General features: G+C 69.9%; 20 protein-coding genes and 3 pseudogenes. 12 read left to right on the forward strand and 11 right to left on the reverse strand.

Annotated features, from left to right (window positions below; genetic code table 11):
* Positions 1-9: 9 nt before the first annotated feature.
* On the reverse strand, positions 10-324 hold the full coding sequence (locus C1I92_RS08020; RefSeq protein ID WP_111254139.1) for a hypothetical protein: 315 nt from the start codon (positions 322-324) through the stop codon (positions 10-12).
* A 343-nt stretch (positions 325-667) separates the two neighbouring features.
* On the opposite strand from C1I92_RS08020, the gene C1I92_RS08025 reads away from it, so the two are divergent.
* The 7 genes from C1I92_RS08025 to C1I92_RS08055 all read left to right on the forward strand — a co-directional run bounded on the left by C1I92_RS08025 (position 668) and on the right by C1I92_RS08055 (position 7,501).
* Positions 668-937, forward strand: coding sequence for a hypothetical protein (locus tag C1I92_RS08025; protein WP_111254140.1), 270 nt, complete (start codon positions 668-670; stop codon positions 935-937).
* 27 nt (positions 938-964) lie between these two features.
* Positions 965-1,645 carry an HAD family hydrolase gene (locus tag C1I92_RS08030; RefSeq protein WP_111254141.1) on the forward strand — a complete coding sequence of 227 codons (681 nt, stop codon included), beginning with the start codon at positions 965-967 and terminating at the stop codon, positions 1,643-1,645.
* Between the two features lie 171 nt (positions 1,646-1,816).
* Entirely contained in the window at positions 1,817-3,478 is a 1,662-nt protein-coding gene (locus C1I92_RS08035; protein WP_111254142.1) for an ABC transporter substrate-binding protein, read from the forward strand.
* A 4-nt stretch (positions 3,479-3,482) separates the two neighbouring features.
* Positions 3,483-4,487, forward strand: coding sequence for an ABC transporter permease (locus C1I92_RS08040; protein ID WP_111254143.1), 1,005 nt, complete (start codon positions 3,483-3,485; stop codon positions 4,485-4,487).
* Between the two features lie 4 nt (positions 4,488-4,491).
* Entirely contained in the window at positions 4,492-5,406 is a 915-nt protein-coding gene (locus C1I92_RS08045) for an ABC transporter permease (protein ID WP_111254144.1), read from the forward strand.
* A gap of 2 nt (positions 5,407-5,408) precedes the next feature.
* Positions 5,409-6,407, forward strand: a complete 999-nt coding sequence (locus C1I92_RS08050; RefSeq protein WP_369124087.1) for an ABC transporter ATP-binding protein — start codon at positions 5,409-5,411, stop codon at positions 6,405-6,407.
* Positions 6,404-7,501: an ABC transporter ATP-binding protein gene (locus tag C1I92_RS08055; RefSeq protein ID WP_111254145.1), complete on the forward strand. Its 1,098-nt coding sequence runs from the start codon at positions 6,404-6,406 to the stop codon at positions 7,499-7,501. Before C1I92_RS08050 ends, C1I92_RS08055 begins: the two co-directional genes overlap by 4 nt.
* Before the next feature lie 272 nt (positions 7,502-7,773).
* On the opposite strand, the gene C1I92_RS08060 is transcribed toward C1I92_RS08055, so the two are convergent.
* The 6 genes and pseudogenes from C1I92_RS08060 to C1I92_RS08085 form a co-directional block, all read right to left on the reverse strand.
* On the reverse strand, positions 7,774-8,343 hold the full coding sequence (locus tag C1I92_RS08060) for a recombinase family protein (protein ID WP_111254146.1): 570 nt from the start codon (positions 8,341-8,343) through the stop codon (positions 7,774-7,776).
* Between the two features lie 556 nt (positions 8,344-8,899).
* Positions 8,900-9,668: pseudogene (locus tag C1I92_RS35560) on the reverse strand (VOC family protein).
* Between the two features lie 444 nt (positions 9,669-10,112).
* On the reverse strand, positions 10,113-10,919 hold the full coding sequence (locus C1I92_RS08070) for an alpha/beta fold hydrolase (protein ID WP_233506888.1): 807 nt from the start codon (positions 10,917-10,919) through the stop codon (positions 10,113-10,115).
* Between the two features lie 206 nt (positions 10,920-11,125).
* Positions 11,126-11,971, reverse strand: a complete 846-nt coding sequence (locus C1I92_RS08075; protein WP_111254148.1) for an ABC transporter permease — start codon at positions 11,969-11,971, stop codon at positions 11,126-11,128.
* Positions 11,968-12,933, reverse strand: coding sequence for an ATP-binding cassette domain-containing protein (locus C1I92_RS08080; RefSeq protein WP_111254149.1), 966 nt, complete (start codon positions 12,931-12,933; stop codon positions 11,968-11,970). Before C1I92_RS08080 ends, C1I92_RS08075 begins: the two co-directional genes overlap by 4 nt.
* Before the next feature lie 103 nt (positions 12,934-13,036).
* On the reverse strand, positions 13,037-13,630 hold the full coding sequence (locus tag C1I92_RS08085) for a PadR family transcriptional regulator (protein WP_111254150.1): 594 nt from the start codon (positions 13,628-13,630) through the stop codon (positions 13,037-13,039).
* Between the two features lie 683 nt (positions 13,631-14,313).
* Here C1I92_RS08085 and C1I92_RS35565 point away from each other — a divergent pair.
* The 4 genes and pseudogenes from C1I92_RS35565 to C1I92_RS35855 form a co-directional block, all read left to right on the forward strand.
* A pseudogene (locus tag C1I92_RS35565) lies at positions 14,314-14,505 on the forward strand (DUF4158 domain-containing protein); the annotation flags it as partial.
* A 20-nt stretch (positions 14,506-14,525) separates the two neighbouring features.
* Positions 14,526-16,193 carry a DUF4158 domain-containing protein gene (locus tag C1I92_RS34330; RefSeq protein ID WP_267896724.1) on the forward strand — a complete coding sequence of 556 codons (1,668 nt, stop codon included), beginning with the start codon at positions 14,526-14,528 and terminating at the stop codon, positions 16,191-16,193.
* A 20-nt stretch (positions 16,194-16,213) separates the two neighbouring features.
* A pseudogene (locus C1I92_RS34335) lies at positions 16,214-17,054 on the forward strand (Tn3 family transposase).
* Positions 17,011-17,301 (forward strand): Tn3 family transposase, encoded by a 291-nt coding sequence (locus tag C1I92_RS35855; RefSeq protein WP_199521061.1) that lies wholly within the window; start codon positions 17,011-17,013, stop codon positions 17,299-17,301. The pseudogene C1I92_RS34335 and the gene C1I92_RS35855 overlap by 44 nt, the downstream one beginning before the upstream one ends.
* A gap of 172 nt (positions 17,302-17,473) precedes the next feature.
* Here C1I92_RS35855 and C1I92_RS08095 read toward each other — a convergent pair whose 3' ends face one another.
* Positions 17,474-20,032, reverse strand: coding sequence for an ABC transporter permease (locus C1I92_RS08095; protein ID WP_111254151.1), 2,559 nt, complete (start codon positions 20,030-20,032; stop codon positions 17,474-17,476).
* Complete coding sequence (locus tag C1I92_RS08100; protein WP_111254152.1) at positions 20,029-20,817, reverse strand: ABC transporter ATP-binding protein; 789 nt, start codon at positions 20,815-20,817, stop codon at positions 20,029-20,031. The genes C1I92_RS08095 and C1I92_RS08100 overlap by 4 nt, the downstream gene beginning before the upstream one ends.
* 142 nt (positions 20,818-20,959) lie before the next feature.
* Here C1I92_RS08100 and C1I92_RS08105 point away from each other — a divergent pair, with 142 nt between their 5' ends.
* Positions 20,960-21,868, forward strand: coding sequence for an alpha/beta fold hydrolase (locus C1I92_RS08105; protein ID WP_111254153.1), 909 nt, complete (start codon positions 20,960-20,962; stop codon positions 21,866-21,868).
* On the opposite strand, the gene C1I92_RS08110 is transcribed toward C1I92_RS08105, so the two are convergent.
* Positions 21,865-22,545 (reverse strand): response regulator, encoded by a 681-nt coding sequence (locus tag C1I92_RS08110; RefSeq protein ID WP_111254154.1) that lies wholly within the window; start codon positions 22,543-22,545, stop codon positions 21,865-21,867. The genes C1I92_RS08105 and C1I92_RS08110 overlap by 4 nt on opposite strands.
* Positions 22,542-23,771 carry a sensor histidine kinase gene (locus tag C1I92_RS08115; RefSeq protein ID WP_111254155.1) on the reverse strand — a complete coding sequence of 410 codons (1,230 nt, stop codon included), beginning with the start codon at positions 23,769-23,771 and terminating at the stop codon, positions 22,542-22,544. The genes C1I92_RS08110 and C1I92_RS08115 overlap by 4 nt, the downstream gene beginning before the upstream one ends.
* Between the last annotated feature and the right edge of the window lie 27 nt (positions 23,772-23,798).

Here is a 23,798-nt window from a genome sequence, read left to right on the forward strand (position 1 = left end):
CCGCGCCGGTCAGTGCGGTCTGCCGTTGTCCGACGGCCGGCCGTCCTGCTCCTGCTCGGTGACGGCGAACCGGACCGAGCCGGCCGGGTCGACCGCGGCGTCGAGCTCCTTGTCGTCGAGCATGGCGGCCGCGTCGGCCTCCAGGAACAGGACCGCGCCGGCGTCGTCGACGACCTGGTCGCCGGCCTCCGGGGCCGGCCGCAGCTCCAGGTCGAGCCCGCCATCGGCGTTGGCCGCGATCCGCACCCCGGTGCCGGTCGGCAGGTCCGACCGCCCCTCGATGTCACGGATCACCGCGGCCGCGGTCTGGGTGAGTGTCAGCATGGTGAGACGCACCTCCGTGGGCGCGCACGACGGCGCGCCCGGGTCTCAGTGTGGAAGGCATCGGCAGCGATACCAGGGGAGACGCCGAGCCACTCGGCCGGCGTTCATACGGCGGGGTTATCGATCCTCTCCCGGCTGACACAGGCCGGTTGACGAGCCGCTCGCGCCGTCCACGCTTCCTGCTGACGGCACATCCGTCAAGCGTGGTGCGGAAGTCGGCGGCTCGGTCGTCGCCCGAGTCGGCTTCCTGACGCTGCGACCTTGGTCACAGACACGCCGCCAGGTGTCCGGCCGCCGAGGCAGGATCGCAGCAGAACACGGCCACGACGAACGGAGATCGACCATGGATCACTCGCACGACCGCCAGATCTCGCTCCACTTCGAGGCATACGCCGAACTGCCGGCAGACTTCACGTCGGAGGAGTTCCGACGTGCCGAGGCGTCCGCCGACATGTTCGGCCTGCTGTTTCCGGATCCGGCAGAGGATCCGAGCCTGGAGCCGACCTGGCTCGATAACGGCCGCGTTCGCATCCCGCTCCTCGCCGATGTGCGAGTCAAGGGGCGAGAACCTCGCGCAGAGCGTCGCGACGGCCGGCGGCTCGGCCGGCCGTGAGTCAACCCCCGGACGCGGCATGGGACCATGGAGTACGTGACTTCGCCCCTGCCTGCCGCCGTCCTGTGGGACATGGACGGCACCATCGTCGACACCGAACCGCTGTGGATGGGCGCCGAGGAGGCGCTCGTGCTGCGCCACGGCGGCACCTGGACCGAGGCCGACAGCCTCTCGCTGGTCGGCAGCGACCTGCTGGAGTCGGCCGCCTACATCCGCGAGCGCGGCGACATCCCGATGACACCGCCGCAGATCGTCGACCATCTGGTGGGCGAGGTGATGGCCGGGCTGGCCGGTGACGTCACCTGGCAGCTCGGCGTGTTCGAGCTGCTCACCGAGCTGCGCGCCCTGGGCGTGCCGCAGGCGCTGGTGACCATGTCGTACCGCCGGCTGGCGATGGCGGTGGTCGACCGGCTGCCGGCCGGCCTGTTCGACGCCGTCGTCACCGGCGACGAGGTGACCAACGGCAAGCCGCATCCGGAGCCGTACCTGACGGCGGCCCGCGCGGTGGGCGCGGACCCGGCCGAGTGCGTCGTCATCGAGGACTCGCCGCGCGGCGCCGCCGCCGGGCTGGCGGCCGGAGCGCTGGTGCTGTCGGTGCCGAACGCGGTGGCCGCTGTACCCGAGCCGGGGCTCGTCGTCATCGACTCGCTGGCCGGCGTGCGGGCGGCCGATCTGCTCACGCTCTTCGACGCCCTTGATCCGGTGTAATGTCACACTGTCATTTCGCATGGCTTGACTGACAAAAGAATGTTGCGAAATCGCGATGTCATCCTGACAACTCAGTGACTGACCGGCCCACCTACAGGAAGTACTGTCACAGGCCAACCGGTCGGGAACGCCGCCCGGCAGTCGAGCTGTGTGAGGTGTGACATGCGTGGCATGAGCCTGAACCGCAGGCTGGCCGCGGGAGCCGCGGCCGGTGCATTGGCCCTGGGGCTCACGGCGTGTGGCGGAGACGACGACGAGGGCTCCGCCTCGGGTGACGGTGGCGGCGGCACGCTCGTCTTCGCCGGCTCGGCCGATCCGGTGATCCTGGACGGCGCACTGGTGAGCGACGGCGAGTCCACTCGGGTGATCAACCAGATCTTCGAGGGCCTGGTCCGAAGCGAAGAGGGCGGCACCGAGATCGAGCCGGCGTTGGCCGAGTCGTGGGAGGCCAGCGAGGACGGCCTGACCTGGACCTTCACGCTTCGTGAGGGTGTGACTTTCCACGACGGCGAGGCGCTGGACGCCGAGGCCGTCTGCTTCAACTTCGAGCGCTGGTACAACTTCGCCGGCGTGCTGCAGAGCCCCGCGGTCTCCTACTACTGGGGCACCGTGATGGGCGGGTTCGCGGCCAACGAGGACCCGGCGATGGGCGAGAGCCTCTACACCGGCTGCGAGGCGCAGGACGAGCGGACCGCCGTCATCACGCTGTCGCGGCCGTCGTCGGCGTTCCTGTCCGCCCTGGCCATGCCGGCGTTCACCATCGCCAGCCCGGCCGCGCTGGAGGAGTTCGAGGCCGACGCCGTCAGCGGCAGCGACGAGGCGCCGTCGTTCGACGGCACGTTCGGCTACGAGCACCCCGTCGGCACCGGACCGTTCCAGTTCGAGTCGTGGGAGCGCGGCAGCGAGGTCCGGCTGAGCCGCTACGACGACTACTGGGAGGAGCCGGCGCAGGTCGAGGAGCTGATCTTCACCGTCATCCCGGACGGCCCGGCCCGCCGGCAGGCGCTGGAGAACGGCGAGATCGACGGCTACGACCTGGTCGACCCGGCCGACGTCGACCTGCTGGAGTCCGGCGGCTTCCAGATCCTGCGCCGCCCGGCCTTCAACGTCGCCTACATCGGCTTCCAGCAGAACTACCCGCCGTTCGACAACCTGCAGATCCGGCAGGCGATCGCGCACGCGATCGACTTCGACAACATCATCCAGACGAACTACCCCGAGGGTGCGGTCCGCGCGACGCAGTTCATGCCGCCGGAGCTGTTCGGCTGGGCCGATGACGTCACGACCTACGACTACGACCCGGACCGGGCCCGCGAGCTGATCGCGCAGTCCGGCGTCACGGACCTGACGCTGCCGTTCTGGTACCCGACCGACGTCACCCGGCCGTACATGCCGAACCCCCAGGCCAACTGGGAGCTGATGGCGGCGGACCTGGAGGCGGTCGGCTTCACCATCGAGCCGAACACGGCGCCGTGGAACCCGGACTACCTGGACGCCACCCAGACCGGCGGGACCCCGATGTTCCTGCTCGGCTGGAACGGCGACTTCGGCGACCCGGACAACTTCATCGGCACGTTCTTCCAGGACGTCAACCCGCAGTTCGGCAGCTTCGACAACCCGGAGATCTTCGCCAAGCTCGACGAGGCCGAGGCGGAGACCGACCAGGAGGCCCGGGCCGCGCTGTACCAGGAGGCCAACCGGCTGATCATGGACTTCGTGCCGGGCATCCCGTACGTCCACAGCGAGCCGGCCATCGCCTTCCGCGAGGGCGTGACCGGATTCGTGCCCGACCCGTTGTCGAACGAGAGCTTCGCCACGGTCACGGTCGACTGACCAGATGCTCAAGTTCGTCGTACGGCGGCTGCTGCTGCTCGTCCCGATCCTGTTCGGGCTGTCGGTGCTGCTGTTCGTGTGGTTGCGCGCGCTCCCGGGAGGGCCGGCCCAGGCCCTCCTGGGGGAGCGCGCGACCGCCGAGTCCGTCGCCCGGATCGAGGCGCTCTACGGCCTGGACGAGGCCTGGTACGTCCAGTACTGGAAGTTCGTCAGCGCCGCGGTGCAGCTCGACTTCGGCAACAGCGCCCGCACGAACCGGCCGGTGACCGAGGAGATGCTCCGCACGTTCCCGGCCACGTTCGAGCTGGCCATCGCGGCGCTGATCTTCGCGATCGGCATCGGCATCCCGCTGGGCTACTTCGCGGCGAGGAAGTACGGCAGCTGGCTGGACAACCTCTCGGTGTCCGGCTCGCTGCTGGGCGTCGCCGTGCCGGTGTTCTTCCTCGCCTACATCCTCAAGTACGTGTTCAGCGTGAAGCTGGGCTGGTTCCCGACCCAGGGCCGCGACGACCCGCGCATCGACGCGGACCATCCCACCGGCTTCTACGTGCTCGACGGCATCGTCACGGGCAATCTCGAGGCCAGCTGGGACGCGATCATGCACCTGGTGCTGCCGGCCATCGCGCTTGGCGCCATCCCGCTGGCCATCATCGTGCGCATCACCCGGGCCAGCGTGCTCGACGTCGTGCACGAGGACTACGTGCGCACGGCCGAGGCGAAGGGGCTGCAGGAGCGGACCATCACCCGCCGGCACGTGCTGCGCAACGCGCTGCTGCCGGTGGTCACCGTCATCGGCCTGCAGGCCGGGCTGCTGTTCTCCGGCGCCATCCTCACCGAGACGGTGTTCTCCTTCGACGGCGTCGGCCGGTTCATCGCCGAGGCGATCAGCAACCGGGACTACGCCGTCCTGCAGGGGTTCATCCTGGTGATCGCTGCGATGTACGTCGTGGTGAACCTGCTGGTCGACGTGTCGTACGGTCTGATCGACCCACGAGTACGGGTGAGGTGAGCGCATGAGTCTGTCCGAGATCGAGGCGACCACCGAGTCCGAGCAACTCGAACAGCCGGCCGGCAACCTGCGCAAGGAGGCCTGGAAGCGGCTGCGCCGCGACCCGGTCGCGCTGGTCGGGTTCGGCCTGATCGCGTTCTTCGTGCTGGTCGCGATCCTCGCGCCGCTGATCGCGCCGTACGCGCCGGACGCACAGCCCGGCCGCGGCATGATCACACCGACGAACATCCCCGGCCCGTCCGCGGACCACTGGTTCGGGCTGGACGCGTCCGGCCGCGACGAGTTCAGCCGGGTCGTCTACGGCGCCCGCCAGTCGCTGCTCGTCGGCGTCGTCGCGACGCTCATCGGCATGGCCGGCGGCCTGTCGCTGGGCGTCCTCGCGGGCGCGTTCGGCGGCAAGGTCGACGCCGTCATCATGCGCATCGTCGACGTCATGCTGTCCATCCCCGGCCTGCTGATGGCGATCGCCATCGCGGCGCTGCTGGGCGCCAGCCTCTGGTCGGTGATGATCGCCATCGCCATCATCAACATCCCGGTGTTCGCCCGGCTGCTGCGCGGCCAGATGCTGGCTCAGCGCGGCTCGGACTACGTCGTCGCGGCCGTCTCCATCGGCGTCCGGCGGCGGCCGATCGTGCTCGGGCACATCCTGCCGAACTCGATCTCGCCGGTCATCGTCCAGGCGACGCTGACGCTGGCGACGGCGATCATCGAGGCGGCCGGGCTGTCGTTCCTCGGGCTGGGCAGCGCCGACCCGCGCGTCCCGGAGTGGGGCCGGATGCTCGCCGACACCCAGCGCTACCTGGCCTCCGCGCCGCACCTGGCGTTCTTCCCCGGCATCGCGATCGTCATCGCCGCACTGGGCTTCACCATGCTCGGCGAACGGCTGCGCGAGGCCATCGACCCCAAGTACCGGCGGTGAGCGTGACGACAACCGAACCCCTGCTCGACGTCCGCGACCTGTCCGTCACGTTCGCCCGCAAGAGCGGTCCGACGGTGCACGCCGTCGACGGCGTGTCGTTCACGGTCCGGCCGGGCGAGACCGTCGGCCTGGTCGGCGAGTCGGGCAGCGGCAAGTCGGTGACGTCGCTGGCGGTCATGGGGCTGCTGCCGCGCCGCGGCGTGCGGGTCGGTGGGCAGGTGCTGTTCGACACCGACGACCTGCTGACGCTGCCGCGCGACCGGATGCGCGACATCCGCGGGCGCGACATCGCGATGGTGTTCCAGGACCCGATGTCCTCGCTCAACCCGGTCGTGCCGATCGGCGTGCAGGTCACCGAGGTGCTGGAACGGCACCAGCGGCTGCGCGGGGACAAGGCGAGCGCGGCGGCCGCCGAGCTGCTGTCGCGCGTCGGCATCCCGGACCCGACGCGGCGGCTGAAGGAGTACCCGCACCAGCTCTCCGGCGGAATGCGGCAACGGGCGCTGATCGCGATGGCGCTGGCCTGTCAGCCGCGGCTGCTGATCGCCGACGAACCGACGACGGCGCTCGACGTCACGATCCAGGCGCAGATCATCGAGCTGCTCAAGGAGCTGGTGCAGGACACCGGCGCGGCGCTGGTGATGATCACGCACGACCTCGGCATCGTCGCCGGGCTGTGCGACACGGTGCACGTCATGTACTCCGGCCGGATCGTCGAGTCGGCCGGGCGGCGCGAGCTGTTCGCCGAACCCCGTCACCCCTACACGGGCGGGCTGCTGGCGTCGGTGCCGCGGCTGGACGCGCCGCGCGGCGCGCCGCTGCACCCGATCCCGGGCTCGCCGACCGACGTGCTGCGGTGGGAGCGCGGGTGCGCGTTCGCGCCGCGCTGCCCGAACCGGCTGGACGCGTGCACCGACGGGCCGCCGCCGCTGGAGACCCTGCCCGGACGGCGGCTGCGCTGCCTCAACCCGCTGAGCGAGACCGAGGAGGTGCCCGCATGACCGAGCAGACATCCGCCTCCTCGGCCGAGGACGTCCTTCTCTCCGTCCGCGGGGTCGAGGTGCACTTCCCGATCCGGTCCGGCGTCCTCGTCGAGCGCCAGGTCGGCGCCGTGAAGGCCGTCGACGGCGTCGACCTGGACATCCCGCGCGGCGCCACCGTCGGGCTGGTGGGGGAGTCCGGCTGCGGCAAGTCCACGCTCGGCCGGGCCATCCTGCGGCTGGTCGAGCCGACCGCCGGCACCGTCACGTTCGACGGGACCGACCTGGGCTCGCTGGCCGGCGAGGAGCTGCGCCGGATGCGCCGTCAGCTGCAGATGGTCTTCCAGGACCCGATGGCCAGCCTCGACCCGCGGCAGAACGTCCAGTCGGTGCTGAGCGAGCCGCTGCGTGCCCACGGCGTCGGCGGCGACCACACGGCCCGCGTGCGTGAGCTGCTCGACCTCGTCGGCCTGCCGGCGTCGGCGGCGAACCGGTACCCGCACGAGTTCTCCGGCGGCCAGCGTCAGCGCATCGGCATCGCCCGGGCGATCGCGCTGGAGCCGCAGCTGATCGTGGCCGACGAGCCGGTGTCGGCCCTGGACGTGTCGATCCAGGCGCAGGTGGTGAACCTGCTGGAGGAGCTGCAGGACAGGCTCGGGCTGACGTACCTCGTCATCGCACACGACCTCGCCGTCGTCCGGCACATCGCCGACGTCGTCGCCGTCATGTACCTGGGCGGGCTGGTCGAGCAGGCGCCGTCGGACGATCTCTATGCCACGCCGCTGCACCCGTACACGAAGGCGCTGATGTCGGCGGTGCCGATCCCGGATCCGGCGGTCGAGGACACCCGGCAGCGGATCCTGCTCCAGGGCGACCTGCCCTCGCCGGCCGACCCGCCGCCCGGCTGCCGGTTCCACACCCGGTGCCCGTTCCGCCAACCCACCCGCTGCGACGACGAGCGGCCGGCGCTGCGGACGGTGGAGGGGCATCCGCAGGCGCACCGGGTGGCCTGCCACTGGGCCGAGGACATCGAGGCCGGCCGCATCCAGCCCGCCGCCAGCGCCGTCATCGAACCCGACCCGGCGCCCGACCCGGACCCTGCGGCGACGACCTGACCTCCGGCGAGCAACCGCGTGCGCGGGTGACCGACGGTCGGCCCCGAACGATCAGGTGTCGAAGCGGCGGTTCTCGGGGTCGGCTTAGCAACCGAGCGAATCTGGTCCCTGAGCCGACGGCCGCCGTCGTCGCCGGCGTCGAGTGATCAGCCCCTGCTGTTGCTCATCAGCTCGTGGGCGACGTGCCCGCGCGTTGTACGGCCCGATAGATGGGGTGCTGGCAAGGGTCGTGTCACCAAGTGCAGACGACCAAGCGTGGTGAGTCGTGGCGGTCAGCGTGCTGAGGTGTCGTGCCGCTGAAGCGTTCGGTAGACCGTGGTGCGGGACACCGTGAACAGTTCGGCGAGGTCGGTGATCGTGTACTCGCCGGTGCCGGCCATGCGGACGAGCTCGCGTTGCTGCTTCGGTGAGAGCTTTGGCTGCTTGCCGCGGAGCTTGCCTTTGGCCCGGGCGACGGCCATGCCTTCGCGGGTTCGCATCCGCAGCAGGTCGACTTCGAATTCGGCGAAGGTGGCGAGGATGTTGAAGAACATCGTGCCCAGCGGGTCGGTGGGGTCGTAGACCTGCCCGCCAAGAGAGAGCTTGATGCCACGGGCGGCGAGGTCGTCGCCGATCGCGCGGGCGTCGGGCACGGAGCGGGCCAATCGGTCGAGCTTCGGCACGACGAGCGTGTCGCCGGCCCGGACGGCGGCGAGGGCCTGGTCGAGACCGGGACGAGCACGGTTGGTGCCGGTCAGGCCGTGGTCAAGGTAGGTCCGCTCCGGCGAGACGCCGAGTTCGGTGAGCCGTTGTTGTTGGGCGGTGAGGTCTTGTTCGTCGGTGGAGCAGCGCGCGGAGCCGATGAAGTCTCGGGCATGGCCGCGAGTGTACGTTTAGCCCCCGACAATCGGGATTTTCACCGTACGGGTTATCTGCAACACCCCTGGTCAAGGTCACGGCTGTTTGCTCGTTCCAGCGTTCGGTGTACGTAGGGGGTTCCTCAGCGGACGCAGTTCATGTTGCTGCTACCAGTGTCGTTCTCCGAACCTCGCTGGCAGCCGGATGTCTCGGTCAGGTGGTACTCCAGCACGCAGATGATCAACGCCTCCTACACCGGCGCCGTCATCCGCATCGATCCCATCGGGCATTACCTCGCCGCAACAAGACCGTCGCTAGGGACAGCAACATGAGACCCGTTGTGACGATGATCACAGGGCCGTGTCGGGTACGGCGACGATCCGGGACCACGGCGGTGATCGCCCGTGTGATTGAAGCAGGCGATGCCGGTGGGCGGTGCAGGCACGTCCACCCTGACTATGGTGCCTGGCCGATCTCGGTCTCACCTTGTCGAGGAGGTCCACACCGACGACATCCACGCGCATCTTGCCGAGCTCGACCACTCGGCCACTGACCGCCGGTTCAGCTCGTCATCGCCGCACCGACATCGAACTCCGTGCCGAACGGGTCCGTGATGTTCGCGACCCGCCCGTAGATCGTGTCGTAGGGCTCGGCCGAGGTCCCACCCGCGTCGACCGCTCGCCGCGCCGCCGCATCGGCGTCGTCCACCTGGAACAAGGTCCCCCAACGGGACTTCGTGGCCTTTGGGTCACCGGTGATGCCGCCGATCTCGTGGCCATCCGGTCTGCGCAGGAACGTGAAGTCGAGCTCGGGCATGTCCGGGTTGGCATCCAACGTGTAGCCGAAGACCGCGACGTAGAAGTCGCGCGCGGGCCCGGATTCCGCGGTGACCAGGTCGTTGCGGAGCAGGGCGTTCGGCTCGTTGACGATCTCGCAGCCGATGTGGGCACCGGCCTGCCACAGTCCACACTGCGCACCGGTGGTGTCCTTGATGATCGCCGTCCGGCCCTGGTCCAGCACGTCCATCGGACCGGTGATGATCGAGCCGCCCGCGTCCCGCGCTCGGGCGGCCGCGGCGTCACAGTCATCCGTCGCGAAGTAGACGTTCCACCAGAAGTCCGTGGCGTCGGGATCGGGGTTCGGCCTGATGGCCGCGACGGGTTTGCCCCGTAGCAAGCACTGGGTGTAGTGGCCGAACTCCGCCGGTCCCGCATCGAACTCCCAACCGAACAACGCGGCCGTAGAAGGTCATCGCGCGGTCGAGATCCGGGATGCCCAGGTCGATCCAGGTCGGTGTGCCAGCCGGCTGCGTGGTGGTCAGCTCGCTCATCGTCTCTCCTTGTCGTGTCCCCATCTTGTCCCGCATGACCCCGGAACCTTAAGAGGTCATGTCGCCCGCGTTCACGGACGCCGGTCCTTCTTCGAGGTCGACGACCTCCAGCGCGGCAGCGATGTCAGGGTGATCCTGGGGCGAGAGCGGTTTGATCTCCCGGGAGGCGCCTTTCTGCACGCAGGCTTAGTTCGCTGCTGGCGTCGTTGACGACTTCCCGGGGTGAGTCCGTGCGCTGGCTGCCCAGTTGACGAGCTCGCGGCAAGGTCCGCGTCATCGGCGCACCCGTCATGGGGAAGGGATCGCAGGCTTGCAGATCGCGTTCGCGCCGACACGCGGCGAGACTCCGGAACTCAGGAGTCGCCGCTCACCGACCGATGCTGACGTGGCCGATGGGCTTGCGTTCCGAAGCGACCCACGGTCGCGACCTGATCAGTCGACGGGCTACTGGTTGAAGAACGTCTTCAGTACACGGGCCATGAGTTCGGGGGCGACGACGTGTCCCTGCCCGTCGAGCGTGTGTCGTTCGGTCTGGGGGATGGCAGCGGTTATCGCTTTCGCGGCGCGGTCGAAGAAGTCGGTCGGGAGGCCCGCGAACTGGGGCTCGGTGGTCGGACCCTCGGTGGTCACCAGGACCGACTGAGTGATGCGGGCAAGTCGGTTCGTGGGGATCTTGTAGTCATTGAGGATCACGGCGTCCTTGACGAGCGTGTGGGCGAGCGCGACGGACGAGGCCCACATCGGGTGCTGTTTGCCAGCCGCGATGTCCGCGTCGGGTCCGCCGGTAAGCCTCATGAACAGTTCCAGGAGCTCCTCGTCCCGCCCGGCTTTGTATGCCTCGTGGGTGTCCGCGAGGTACTGATTGAACCTCGGCCACTGGTCGTCCCCGATCACGTACGGCACATCCCACACCGCGATCTTGTCGATCGCCGAACCTGCCGCTGCTGCCTCCAGCGCGAGGGCGCCGCCAGATGAGGCGCCGTACACGTGAGCTGAGCCGCCGGCTGTCGCAATCAGCGCGTCGAGGTCTTCCACCTCCCGCGCCAAGGCGTGCGGCGGTGTATTGCCGCTGGCGCCCCGGCCGCGTCGTGCGTAATTGTAGACCGTGAAATGGTCGGCAAGGAGCCGGGCCAGCGGCGCGTTCTCAGCGCCGTCGTCTAGGGTGCCGCCGACGAGGATCACCGCCGGGCCAGTGCCTTTCCGGTCGTAGGCGATCCTCGTACCGTCGGCGGACGTCACACGAAGTGTCATCTCGTTCACTGCTTCTCTCCATTTCTCGATGCGTGGTCGTCACCGTCGGAGCATGTCGACCAGGATTGAGTCACGTGGGCTGCCCCCTCCGTCACTTGCGCTTCGGGCCGGTTTCGGGAGTTCCGGGCTTGGTGCCGGTGATGGCGTTGGCCGAGTGGGCCGGGTTGTCGGAGTTGATTTCGACCAAGTGCTCGCGGCAGCGGCATCTACTTCTTGTTGCGGTAGAGGACCATGGTGATGGGACCGAACACCGCGACGAGAAGTACGGACGATACGAGCACCCAGCCGATTTCCCCGGCGGGCACCGAGCCGTGCATCAGGCCGCGTACCACGGTCGCCAGGTGGGTGATCGGGTTGACCTCGATGACCGCCTGCAACCAGCCGGGCATCGTCTTCGGGTCCACGAAGATGTTGCTCACGAACGTCAGCGGGAACATCACCGTCATGCTGACCCCCGCCACCGAGTTCGGCGTGCGCAGGATCAGGCTGAGCATCGTCCACAGCCACGACAGGCAGAACGAGAACACCAGCAGCAGCACCACCGAGAGCACCACCCCGACGGCGCCACCCTCCTGCCGGAACCCTAGGACCAGTCCGAGCGTGATCACGATCGTCGAGCCGATCGAGTAGCGCACCAGATCGCCGAGCAGGGCGCCGACCAGCGGCGATGGTCGCCACACCGGAAGTGACCTGAACCTGTCGAACACCCCCTTCTGGATGTCGGTGTTCAGCGTGATGCCAGTGTTCATGGTGATCATGACGTTCGCCTGCACCAGGATGCCCGGCAGCAGGAACTGCAGGTACTCCTGAGTCGACCCGGCGAGCGCGCCACCGAACAGGTAGGTGAACATCAGCGTGAACATGATCGGGAACATAGTCACGTCGACGAGCTGCTCCGGGACGTGTTTGATCTTCAGCAAAGCGCGCCAGCCGAATGTCAACGAGGTGAGCACCGGGCCGGGGCGAGACGGCCGCTCGCCGGCCAACAGCACAGTGCGCAGCGCGTCCTCGGTGACCGGCGCCGACGCCTGCTCCGCGGACGTGGCATTCATGCGGCATCCTCCTCGGGTGTCTCCTCGGCGTCGTGTCCGGTCAGGGCGAGGAACACCTCGTCCAGGCTCGGCTGACCGAGCGCGAACTCGGTAACGTCGATGCCGCTGCGGGACAGCTCGGCCAGGGAACGGGCGACCCGCTCGGGGTCGGAGATCCGCGCGGACAGCGCGGCCGGGTCAGCGGACGGCTCGGCCGGCACCTCGAGGACGCCGGCGAGGACCCGCTCGGCCTCGGCCCGCTGCTCGGGCGCACGTAGCCGTACGTGCAGCGAGCCGGCGCCGACCGATGCCTTGAGCTCGCCGCTCGAGCCCTCGGCGATCACCTTCCCGTGGTCGATCACCGCTATCCGGTCGGCCAGCTGGTCGGCCTCGTCGAGGTACTGCGTGGTCAGTAACACGGTGGCGCCCTCGGCGACCATGCCCCTGACGATCTCCCAGACCTGGTTCCTGTTGCGCGGGTCGAGCCCGGTCGTGGGCTCGTCGAGGAAGATCAATTCGGGGGTGACGACCAGGCTCGCCGCGATGTCGATGCGCCTGCGCATCCCGCCGGAGTACTTCTTCACCTGCCGGTCGGCCGCCTCGGCAAGACCGAACGCGTCGAGCAGGTCGGCCGCCCGCTCCCTGCCTCGGCGGCGTGAGTAGCCGCGCAGTCTGGCGAGCAGCAACAGGTTCTCCACCCCGGTGAGGTCCTCGTCGACCGACGCGAACTGCCCGGTGAGGCCCACCCTGCTCCGCACCGCCCGGGCGTCACGCACGACGTCGTAGCCGAGCACTTGCGCCTCTCCGGCGTCGGGGCGCAGGAGCGTGGCCAGCATGCGGATCGCGGTGGTCTTGCCCGCCCCGTTCGGACCGAGCACGCCGTACACGCCCCCGGCGCTCACGGCCAGGTCCACACCGGCGACCGCGTGGGTCTTGCCAAAGCTCTTCTTCAACCCTCTCGTCTCGATCGCGAGCTCTCCCATGGGTTCGATTCCTTCTCTCGGTGATGCGAACGGATTGGTTGAGCCTAGTCAAGTTTGATTACTTGGCCAGAGTGCACGAGGGGGAGCGTCTAGTCAAGTTTGATTAGGAGCGCATCTTGAGGTGATCGGGGACCGTTCGCCACGAACCCGGATCATCGGCCATCGTGTAGGCGCCCTCAGACAGTCGTTTGCTCAGGCTCTTCGCCCACTCCAGTTCGGTGCGTGCGTGTTCCGCCCACAGTTCGGCCTGCTCGCGGACGTGCTCGGGGATGTCCCGATTGGGGTGCTCCCGCCACTCGTCCTGCACTACGAGCTCCGCTTCCAGGCGCGCGACCCGCTCGCTAACGTGCGCGATGGCATCTGACCTGGTCAGCATGGGCAACATGGCGATGGACGCGTTGAGCATGTCCGGGTCGTGGGTGCGCCGCAGACCGTCGCGGACCAGTTCGACTATCTCGTCACGTCCCCGAGGTGTCGCGCGGTACAGAACGCGCGCCGGCCCGGAGTTGCCCGGCTCGGCGTGTTCGGTGAGGAAGCCATCAGCCGCCGCCTTCTTCAGCGCGTGATAAACCGAGCCGGGCTTGATCTTGGCCCAAGTCTCCGCACCCCAGCTCTGCAGTTCGGACCGCACCTGGTAGCCATGCGCGCCGCCGGAGAGGTGCACGATGCCGAGTACCAGGAGCTTCGTCGCCGACATGCGCCCACCTCCGCTCAATCTGCTCGGACTCGCTCCGCGCTGCTCAACAAGTTCAATCGCCTCGGCAGCCAGCGCAAGCGCTGCCTGCGCTCGGTTCACTCACTTGTAGGCTCGAGCATATGAGCATCCCGGTACTGACCACGGTGAGCACGCCGAACCCGATGCGTGGCTGACCGTGCCGGAGGCGGCGACATTGCGCGATCTGGTGTTCGCCGGTGCGGCGCTGCACGACGCCGTCGAGCGGGCAGACACCGAGGTGGCGGGCGATACCACGCGACTCGCCGCACTGCTGCGCTGCTTTCCCGCACCCGTGCGGTATCCGGCGCCACAGGACCCCCGGCCACCGGATCCCGTGTCGCCGGGCCCCGTTTCGCCTAGCGCCGAGTGACCGAACGCCGAACACCCGGATCCCGCCGTCAGCGCAAGAAGTCGTCGGGGGTGAGCGGCAGTCCGCGGACCCCGGACACCGGTGGCGAGGTTACGCCGGCCGACAGTTCAGACTCCGCGGGCTCGCGGAACTCATCGCCGAGACGACGATGCACCACTTGGATAGCGACCCGCAGCTCAACGCCTGGCGCTGGTCCACGACCGAGCATGATCGACTTGTTGCAGTAGCCCATCCCCTTACGGACGCAGATGCGAGCGGCCCGGTCCGGCGTCGATAGCTCTGATTAGCGTGCCTCATGCCGGTTCGGTTCCTGTCCGATGCCGAACTCGCGCGGCTCAGCGGCTGGCCGGAGAGCGTCGCCGACGAGGATCTGGTCACGTTTTTCACGCTGACCGCGGACGACGTGACGTGGCTCAGCGCGAACGTGCGGCCGGAGAACCGGCTGGGATTTGCCGCCCAGCTGTGCACGCTGCCCTGGCTGGGCTGGATTCCGGACGAGCTCATCGGATGCTGGCTGCGGTGGGCCGGCTCGCCGACCGGCTGGCGATCGCCGAAGGCGACGTCGCCGGATTGCTCAGTTCCTACGGCGGCTGGGAAGGCCGCACCCGACGCGACCACCGCGCGCTGGTACTGGCCCGCCTCGGCTGGCATACGTCCAGCGCTGGTGACCGCAAGCAACTCGACGTGTTCCTGTTCGCCCGGGCGCTGGAACACGACGCGCCGAGCGTCCTGATCCAATTCGCCTGCGACTGGCTGCGCAGCGAACGCATCGTTCGCCCCTCGGTCGATGTGCTCTCACGACGCGTTGCGGCTGCGCGTGACGGTGCCCACACGGAGACCTACCACCGGCTGGCGCCGCTGCTAGCCGCGCCGCGGCCGACCGCACTGAACCGGCTGTTGGAGGTCGACGACGAACTGGGCATGACCCGACTGGCATGGCTGCGGCGCGGGGCGACCGCAGCCACTCCCGAAGTGCTCAAGGCAGAGCTGGCCAAGCTGGAGTTCCTACGCGGTCATGGCGCCGATCAATTGGACCTCTCAGCGATTCCGGCCGGGCGCCGACGGCTTCTGGCTGACACGGGACGCCGGTCCACCAATCAGGCGCTTCAACGTGCGGGCATCGACCGCCGGTACCCGATCTTGCTGGCGACGCTGGCCGAAACCTACGTCGAGGTCCTCGACGAACTCGTGCAGCTGCTCGACCAGGCACTGGCCGGCGCGGACTCCCGCGCACGCCACGAGCTGTCCCAACGCATCGTGGACCGTGCAAAGGTCGAGATCGACCGTGGGCGACTGTTGGACGAAGTGCTCGACATCCTCGCCGACCCGGCCGTGTCCGACATCGACGCCGGGCGACTGGTCCGGAACCGGATCGGGATGTCACGGCTGCAAGCCGCTCGCCGGCCAGTGACAGAACGCGAACCGCGCGATCACGGCCATTTCGATCTGCTCGCCGCCCGCTACAAGTACCTGCGGACCTTCACACCGGCGGTGATCGCGGCGCTGCCGCTGACCGGCAACACTTCCAGTCCTGATGTCGCCGCGCTGCTGGACGCGGTGCAGGTGTTGCGCGAGCTGAACGCGGCCGGCCGCACGAGCGTCCCCGAACGGGCCACCACCGACGTGGCGACCTCGTTCGTACCGGCCCGCTGGCGCGGCTACCTGGCGGCCAGCCGCGGGCAAGGCCGCGGGGCCACCTACCGGCACTTCTGGGAACTCAGCGTGCTGTACGGCGTGCAGGCCCGGCTGCGCTCGGGCGACATGTGGGTGCCCGGCTCGCGCCGCTACACCGACCCGACCACGTTACTCATCCCGCTCGAGCAGTGGGTGACGCAGCGCGAGGACTTCTGCGCAGTCACCGGCACCGACCCCGATCCTGCCCATCAGCTGCACCGCCTTGAGGACGACCTACACGCCGCGATGACCGATCTGGAGCGCGTGTTGTCCGACCCGGCCAGCGACGGCCTGGCCCGTGTCGGCGCGGACGGTGACCTGATCGTGTCCCCGCTGCCCGCCGAGCAGGCGCCGGCCGAAGGAACTGCCCTGGCGGAGGCAGTAGCCGCCCGACTTCCTCAGATCCATCTCCCCGAGTTGCTCATCGAGGTCGACCGCGACACCCGGTTCAGCGAGGCGTTCACGCACGCAGGCGGCGCCCAGCCGCGCAACCTGACCTGATTCGTAATCTGTATGCCTCGGTGCTCGCCTACGCCTGCAACCTCGGCTACGCCGGCATGGCCGATGCCTCCGGCATCTCCGCAGACACCCTGGCCTGGACCTCGCAGTGGTACCTGCGCCAGGACACCCTGCGCGAGGCGAACGCCCGCCTCGTCAACGCACACCACGCCCACCCGCTCGCGCGCATGTGGGGCGGCGGGACGCTGTCGTCCTCGGATGGGCAGCGGTTCCCGCAACGCGGACGAAGCCTCACCGCCGGGCCCTGTCGCGGTATTTCCTCGACGAGGGCACCACCACCTACACCCACGTCTCCGATCAGCACTCCACCTACGGCACCAAGGTCATCCCGACCACCTGGCGCGAAGCGGTCGCCGTGCTCGATGAGATCTTCGGCAATCCCACTGACCTGCCGATCGCCGAGCACACCACCGACACCGCCGGCCAGACCCTGGCCACGTTCGCGATCTTCAACTTGGCCGGCTGCAGCTCTACCGCCTCGGTGCCGGGTCATCGTGGCGCGCCCGCTATCCGCATGCTGGGCAGCTGCTGACCCAGCCGATCCAGACTCAGCTGATCGCCGACCATTGGAACGACCTGCTGCGCCTCGTCGGGTCAATGAAGTTCGGGCACACCACTGCGAGTCTGCTGATCGCGAAACTGCACGCGAGCAGCCGACAGAATTCGCTCGCCCGCGCGTTGCAGGAGTACGGCCGGCTGGTCCGCACCATCTACCTGTGCCGCTATGTCGCCGACCAAGAGCTCCGGCGTCGCGTACGCCGCCAGCTGAACAAGGGCGAAAGTCTGCACGCGCTGCGACCTGTTCTTCGCCCGCCAGGGCCATGTCCGACGCCGCCATCTTGATGACCAGGTCGACCAGGCCCTGTGTCTGACCCTCGTCACCAACGCCGCAGTGCTCTGGACCACGACCTACCTCGGCGACGCGCTCGACGCCCTACGTGCCGGCGGTTACCCCGTCGCCGACGAAGACGCCGCACACTTGACGCCCGCGCAGCACGATCGCATCAACTTCTACGGCACCTACGCCTTCGACCTCGAAACCGAGCTCCAGCGCGAAGGACGCCGCCCTCTCCGCTCGCCTGCGGCCTGACCGACACCGTCGTCGTGAAGGGACCAGATTCGTTCCGCTGCTAAGACGACCCCTTCTCCGGGCCGTTCCGTCACCTGATCGTCTCCACCATGTGGACGCGAAACGATCAGGTGACGCAGCCCACGACGAAGCGGGGCGTGACGTCACCTGATCGTTTGCCGGCAGCCGCGTCCTACTCGGTGGTGATGGCACGGAGCACGTCGAGCTTGGCGGCGCGGCGGGCCGGCCAGACGGCGGCCAGGACGCCGATGACCGCAGCCAGCACCACGAACACGACCAGCTGGCCGCCCGGGACGGACAGCACCTCCAGCCCGTCGTCGGCGATGGCGCGCTGCAGCGACACGCCGAACAGCAGGCCGAGGGCGACACCGAGGACGGCGCCGAGGACGGCGATCGCGATCGACTCCAGCCGGATCGTGCGCCGCAGCTGCCGCCGGCTCAGGCCCACCGCCCGCAGCAGCCCGACCTCGCGGGTGCGCTCCATCACCGACAGCGCCAGCGTGTTGACGATGCCCAGCACCGCGATCAGCACGGCCAGCCCGAGCAGCGCGTACACCAGGTACAGCAGCTGGTTGACCTGGTCGCGGGAGGACTCCTTGTACTCCTCCTGGTCCTGGACGGTGACCGTCGGAAGGTCCGCGGTCGCCTCGTCCAGGCCGGCCCGCACGGAGGCGAGGTCGGCGCCGTCGGCGGCGATCACGTAGAGCAGCGTGTCCAGCGACGGGACGGCGCCGTCGGCCAGCGTCTGCTGGCTGACGACCACGCCGCCGACCAGCAGCGGCGACTGGGCGTAGATGCCGGCCAGCTCGATGTCCTCGTCCGAGCCCGGCAGCTGCAGCCGCAGCGTGTCGCCGACGGACAGGCCCTTGGACTCGGCCTGGTCCTCGCCGATGAGGAACTGGCCGGGGCCGAGGTCATCGGTGCCGTCGACCAGCTCGAGGTCGGCGGCCCGGCTGTAGGCGACGGGGTCGAAGGCCTGCAGGAACGTCTGGTCGCCGTCGACGACGCCGCCGGACATGCGCACCGACACCACCTCGTCGACGCCGTCGACCTGGCCGATCTGCTCGGCGACGGCGGGGGAGAACGGCTGCCCGACGGCGTTGGAGACGACGAACTGCGCGCGGACGCCGTCGTCGAGGGCGCGGTCGACCGTCGCGTTGGCCGACGCGCCGACGATGGAGATCGCGGTGACCAGCGCCATGCCGATCATCAGCGCGGACGCCGTCGCGGCCGTGCGCCGCGGATTGCGCAGCGCGTTCTCGCGGGCCAGCCGGCCGACGGTGCCGAAGGCCGACGGGTACCAGCCGGCCACCACCCGCAGCACCGGCACCGCCAGCACCGGCGCCAGCAGCGCGACGCCGATGAACACCGCGAAGATGCCGGCGCCCACCATGAGCGCGGCGTCGTCGACGGACCCGAACAGGCCGAGCGCCATCGCGCCGGCGCCGAGCAGCGTCAGCCCGCCACCCACCCAAAGGCTCACCCGCCGCGACGACTCGGACGCCACACCGACGTCGTCGCGCATCGCCGCGACCGGCGGCACCCTCGACGCCCGCCGGGCCGGGATGAACGCGGCCACCATGGTCACCAGGACGCCGACGACGTAGGAGACGATCACCGTGCGCGGCTGCAGCACCAGCCCGCCGGCCAGCTCCAGCCCGAACGCGCCGAACACCGCCTTGAGCAGCTGCGCGACCCCCAGGCCCAGCGCCAGGCCCAGCGTCGACCCGACCAGGCCGACGATGAAGGCCTCCAGCAGCACCGAGCGGGTCACCTGGCGCCGGCCGGCGCCCAGCGCCCGGTACAGCGCCATCTCCTGCGAGCGCTGCGCCACCAGGATCGAGAACGTGTTGAGGATGAGGAACACGCCGACGAACAGCGCGATCGCGGCGAACACCAGCAGGAACGTGTTGAAGAAGCCGAGGCCCTCCTCGATCGCCGACGCCGTCTCCTCGTCGACGTCGGCCCCGGTCAGCGCCTCGAAGTCGCCCGGGAGCATCGCGCTGATCTCGTCGCGGACCTCCTCCGGGCTGGCGTCGCCGGCCGCGGTCACCGAGATGCGGTTGTAGGCGTCCTCGCCGTCGAGGAACAGCTCCTGCGCATAGCGGGTCTCGAACACCGACAGGCTGGCGCCGGCCAGGCTGCCGGACTCGCCGAACCGGACGACGCCGACGAGCTCGGCGGAGACCCGCGGCTCGTCGCCCGTGCTGACGAACTGCACCTCGTCGCCGATCTCGTAGCCGGACCGGTCGAACGTCCGGTCGTCCAGCGCGACCTGGCCCGGGCCGGTGGGCAGCTCGCCGTCGACGAGCGCCAGGACCGGCTCGCCCGCGGCGTTGGCGCCGTCGTGGTAGTTGACGGCGATGCCCGGCGCGCCCTGCGTGGTCATGACGTCGCCGTCGGTGTCGAGGACGAAGAAGCTCTGGTTCTCGACCTCGCCGTCGGCCCGCTCGACGCCGGGCAGCGCGGCGACGTCGTCCACCAGGTCCGACGGGATGGTCGTGGTGGTGCCGGTGGCGAAGCCGGCGAACAGGTCCGCCTCGCCGGGCAGGTCCGGCCGGACGACGACGTCGGAGGACAGTCCGCCGAAGATGTCGTCGAAGGTGCGGTCGATCGTGTCGGTGAACACGTACGACCCGGCGACGAACGCGACGCCCAGGACGATCGCGAACGCGCTCATCGCCAGCCGCAGCTTCCGCGCGGCCAGGCTCTTCAGGGTGGCGCGGATCATGCCTGCTGCCCCACGGCGTCGAAGCCCTTCATCCGCTCCAGCACCTTCTCCGCCGTCGGGTCGCTCATCTCGTCCACGATCTGGCCGTCGGCGAGGAACAGCACGCGGTCGGAGTAGGCGGCGGCGTTCGGGTCGTGCGTGACCATGACGATGGTCTGGCCGAACTCGCGGACCGAGCGGCGCAGGAACGACAGCACCTCGGTGCCGGACCGGGAGTCCAGGTTGCCGGTGGGCTCGTCGGCGAAGATGATCTCGGGCTTGCTGACCAGCGCGCGGGCGCAGGCGACGCGCTGCTGCTGGCCGCCGGAGAGCTGGTTCGGCTTGTGCCCGAGCCGGTCGCCCAGGCCTACGGTCGCGATGACGTTGTCGAACCACTCCTTGTCGACGGACTTGCCGGCGATGTCGAGCGGCAGCGTGATGTTCTCCTTCGCCGTCAGCGTCGGGATCAGGTTGAACGCCTGGAAGACGAAGCCGATCTTGTCGCGGCGCAGCCTCGTCAGCTCCTTGTCGTTCAGCCCGCTCAGGTCGGTGTCGCCGATGTAGACCTGGCCCGACGTCGACGAGTCCAGGGCGGCCATGCAGTGCATGAGCGTGGACTTGCCGGACCCGGACGGGCCCATGATCGCGGTGTAGGCGCCGGCGGCGAACTCCACCGTCACGCCGCCGAGCGCCACCACCCTGGTGTCGTCCTTGCCGTAGATCTTCGTCAGGTCGACGGCGCGGGCCGCCGTGCGTGGCGAGCTGGGTTCGGTCGTCACCGGTGCGCTCCTCGTCAGCTGGTTCATCGATCGTGTTCCACGCTAGGGGCCGGCGGGGCCGCGGTGATCGGCGAACGGCACGGTTCCGCGGCTCCGTCGTGAGGAGTAGGACGGCCCGTCCCGCCGTCCTGCGGACGTACGACCCGCCTCGGCTGGGTACGGCGGGACCATGTTCGAGGGCTTCGAGGAGTTCACCGTCGCGACCGGCGGCGGCACGGTGTTCGGACGCCGCGGCGGCTCCGGCCCGCCGGTCCTGCTGCTGCACGGGATGCCACAGACCCACCTCATGTGGCGGCTGGTCGCGCCGGAGCTGGCCTGCGAGTTCACCGTCGTCGTGACCGACCTGCGCGGCTACGGGGCCAGCGGCGCTCCGGACAGCGATCCCGGGCACGCCCGGTACGCGATGCGCGAGCTGGCCCGTGACCAGGTCGAGGTGATGCGGCGCCTCGGCCACGAGCGCTTCGCCGTCGCCGGCCACGATCGGGGCGCCCGCTGCGCCTACCGGGCCGCTCTGGACCACCCCGGGCGGGTCGAGGCCCTGGCGGTGCTGGACATCGTCCCGACGGCCGACGCGTTCGCGCGGGCGGACCGGGACTTCGCGCTCGGGTACTGGGTGTGGTCGTTCCTCGCCGCGCCGGCGCCGGTCCCGGAACGCCTCATCGCCGGCGCGCCCGACGCGTTCGTCGACCACCTGCTCGACACGTGGGCCGACCGCCCGGAGCTGCTCACCGACGACGTCCGGCCGGCCTACCGGGCGCAGTTCCGCGACCCGGCCCGGGTGCACGCCATCTGCGAGCAGTACCGGGCCGCGGCCACGTACGACGTCGCGCACGACGAGGCGGATCGCGAGCGCGGCATCGCCTGCCCGGTGCTCGCGCTGTGGAGCGGCACCGGCGCCGTCGCGGCCTGGTACGACCCGTTGGAGATCTGGCGCGCCTGGGCCCGCGACGTCCGGGGCGCGGCGGTCGACACCGGGCACTTCCTCGCCGAGGAGGCGCCGGAGGAGACGGCGCGGCAGCTCGCCGGCTTCCTCCGCTCCATCCACCGTGACGGGGCGGCGCCGTACGTCGTGGGTTAAAGGGCGCCGGGCTGGACCAGGCCTGACTCGTAGGCGTAGACGGCGGCCTGGACGCGGTCGCGCAGCCCCAGCTTCGTCAGCACGTTGCCGACGTGGGTCTTCACCGTCGTCTCGGAGACGACCAGCTCGGCGGCGATCTCGGCGTTGGAGTAGCCCCGCGCGACCAGCGTGAGCACCTCGCGCTCGCGGTCGGTGAGGTGGGCCAGGTTGGCCGGCGTGGGGGAGTCGGTGGCGGGGAACCGGCTGGCGAACATGTCCAGCAGCCGGCGGGTGATGCTCGGCGCGACGACCGCGTCGCCGCGCGACACCGTCCGGATCGCCGTCACCAGGTCCTCGGCCGGGACGTCCTTGAGCAGGAAGCCGCTGGCGCCGGCCCGCAGCGCCTCGACGACGTACTCGTCCAGGTCGAACGTGGTGAGGACGAGCACGCGCGGGGTGGTCTCGCGGGCCGCGCCGGTGATCTGCCGGGTCGCCTGCACGCCGTCGACCCGCGGCATCCGGATGTCCATGAGCACGACGTCGGGCTGCAGCGCCCGCGCGTCGGCCACCGCCTGCTCGCCGTCGCCGGACTCGCCGACCACCGCGATGTCGGACTCGGCCTCGAGGATCATGCGGAAGCCGGTGCGCAGCAGCGGCTGGTCGTCCACCAGCAGCACCCGGATGGGCTGGGCCGTCATCGTGACATCGCTCCGTTACTGTCGTACGGGATCTTCGCCCGCACCTCGTAGCCGCCGCCGCGGCGGGGTCCGGCCGCGAGGGTTCCACCATAGAGGGCGACCCGTTCGCGCATGCCCAGCAGGCCGTGGCCCGGACGGCGTCCCTCCAGCGCCGCCGCGACGCCGTGGCCGTCGTCGCAGATCTCGACGTGCACCTCCGAGGGCAGGTAGCGGACGTGGACGGCGGCGGTGGACGGGCCGGCGTGCTTGATGGTGTTCGTCAGCGCCTCCTGGATGACCCTGAACGCGGCGAGGTCGACGCCGACCGGGACGGGACCCGGCTCGCCGTCGATCGTCACGTCCACCGGCAGCCCGGCGTCGCGCATCTGCTCGGCCAGGGTGTCCAGGTCGCCCAGGCCCGGCTGCGGCGCGAGGGTGGCCGGCTGGGCGCCTCGGTCGTCGCCGTCGGGGGTGCGCAGGACGCCGACGACGCGGCGCATCTCGGCCAGCGCGGACCGGCCGATCTCCTCGATCGCCTCCAGCGCGTCGGCGGTCCGGTCGACGTCGCGGTGCAGCGCGCGACGGGCTCCGGCGGCCTGCACCGTCATGACCGACACGTGGTGGGCGACGACGTCGTGCAGCTCGCGGGCGATGCGGGAGCGCTCCTCGGCGATGGCGGCGCGCACCTCGACGTCGTTGGCGCGCTCCAGCCGGCGGGCGCGGTCCTCGAGCTCGGCGGTGTAGAGGCGGCGGCTGCGCACCGCCCGGCCGATGCCCCAGACGCCGAGGATCAGCAGCCCGCTGATGATCACTCCGGCGCCGGTGTCCATCGTCTGCTCGCCGTGCCGGTCCGCGCTGACCAGGGTGTACGCGACGGAGCTCGTGACCTGCACGGCGAGGACCAGCACCGACGCGCTCAGGCTCGCGTAGTTGGCGGCGCTGTAGACGGCGATGAGCAGCACCAGGGCCGCCGTCGGCACGGCGTAGTCGACCGCCAGGAACGGCAGCGTGGCGACAGCCGTCCACAACCCGACGGCGACCGGGAGACGGCGGCGCACGATCAGCGGCACCGTGATGACCAGCACCAGCGCAACCCCGAGCGCGTCGGCGTCGGCGTACTCGATGCCGCTGGGGTCGGTGTACACGAACAGCGCGACGACGCCCGTCACCGTCAGGACGACCGTCAGCGACGCGTCCAGCAGCCACGGCTCGATGCGTGGGAAGAGCTTGGCGCGCGCCGTCGTCACACGATCAACGGTAGGCCGCCGCCACCC

Source organism: Jiangella anatolica (genome assembly GCF_003236295.1).
Classification (GTDB): Bacteria; Actinomycetota; Actinomycetes; order Jiangellales; family Jiangellaceae; genus Jiangella; species Jiangella anatolica.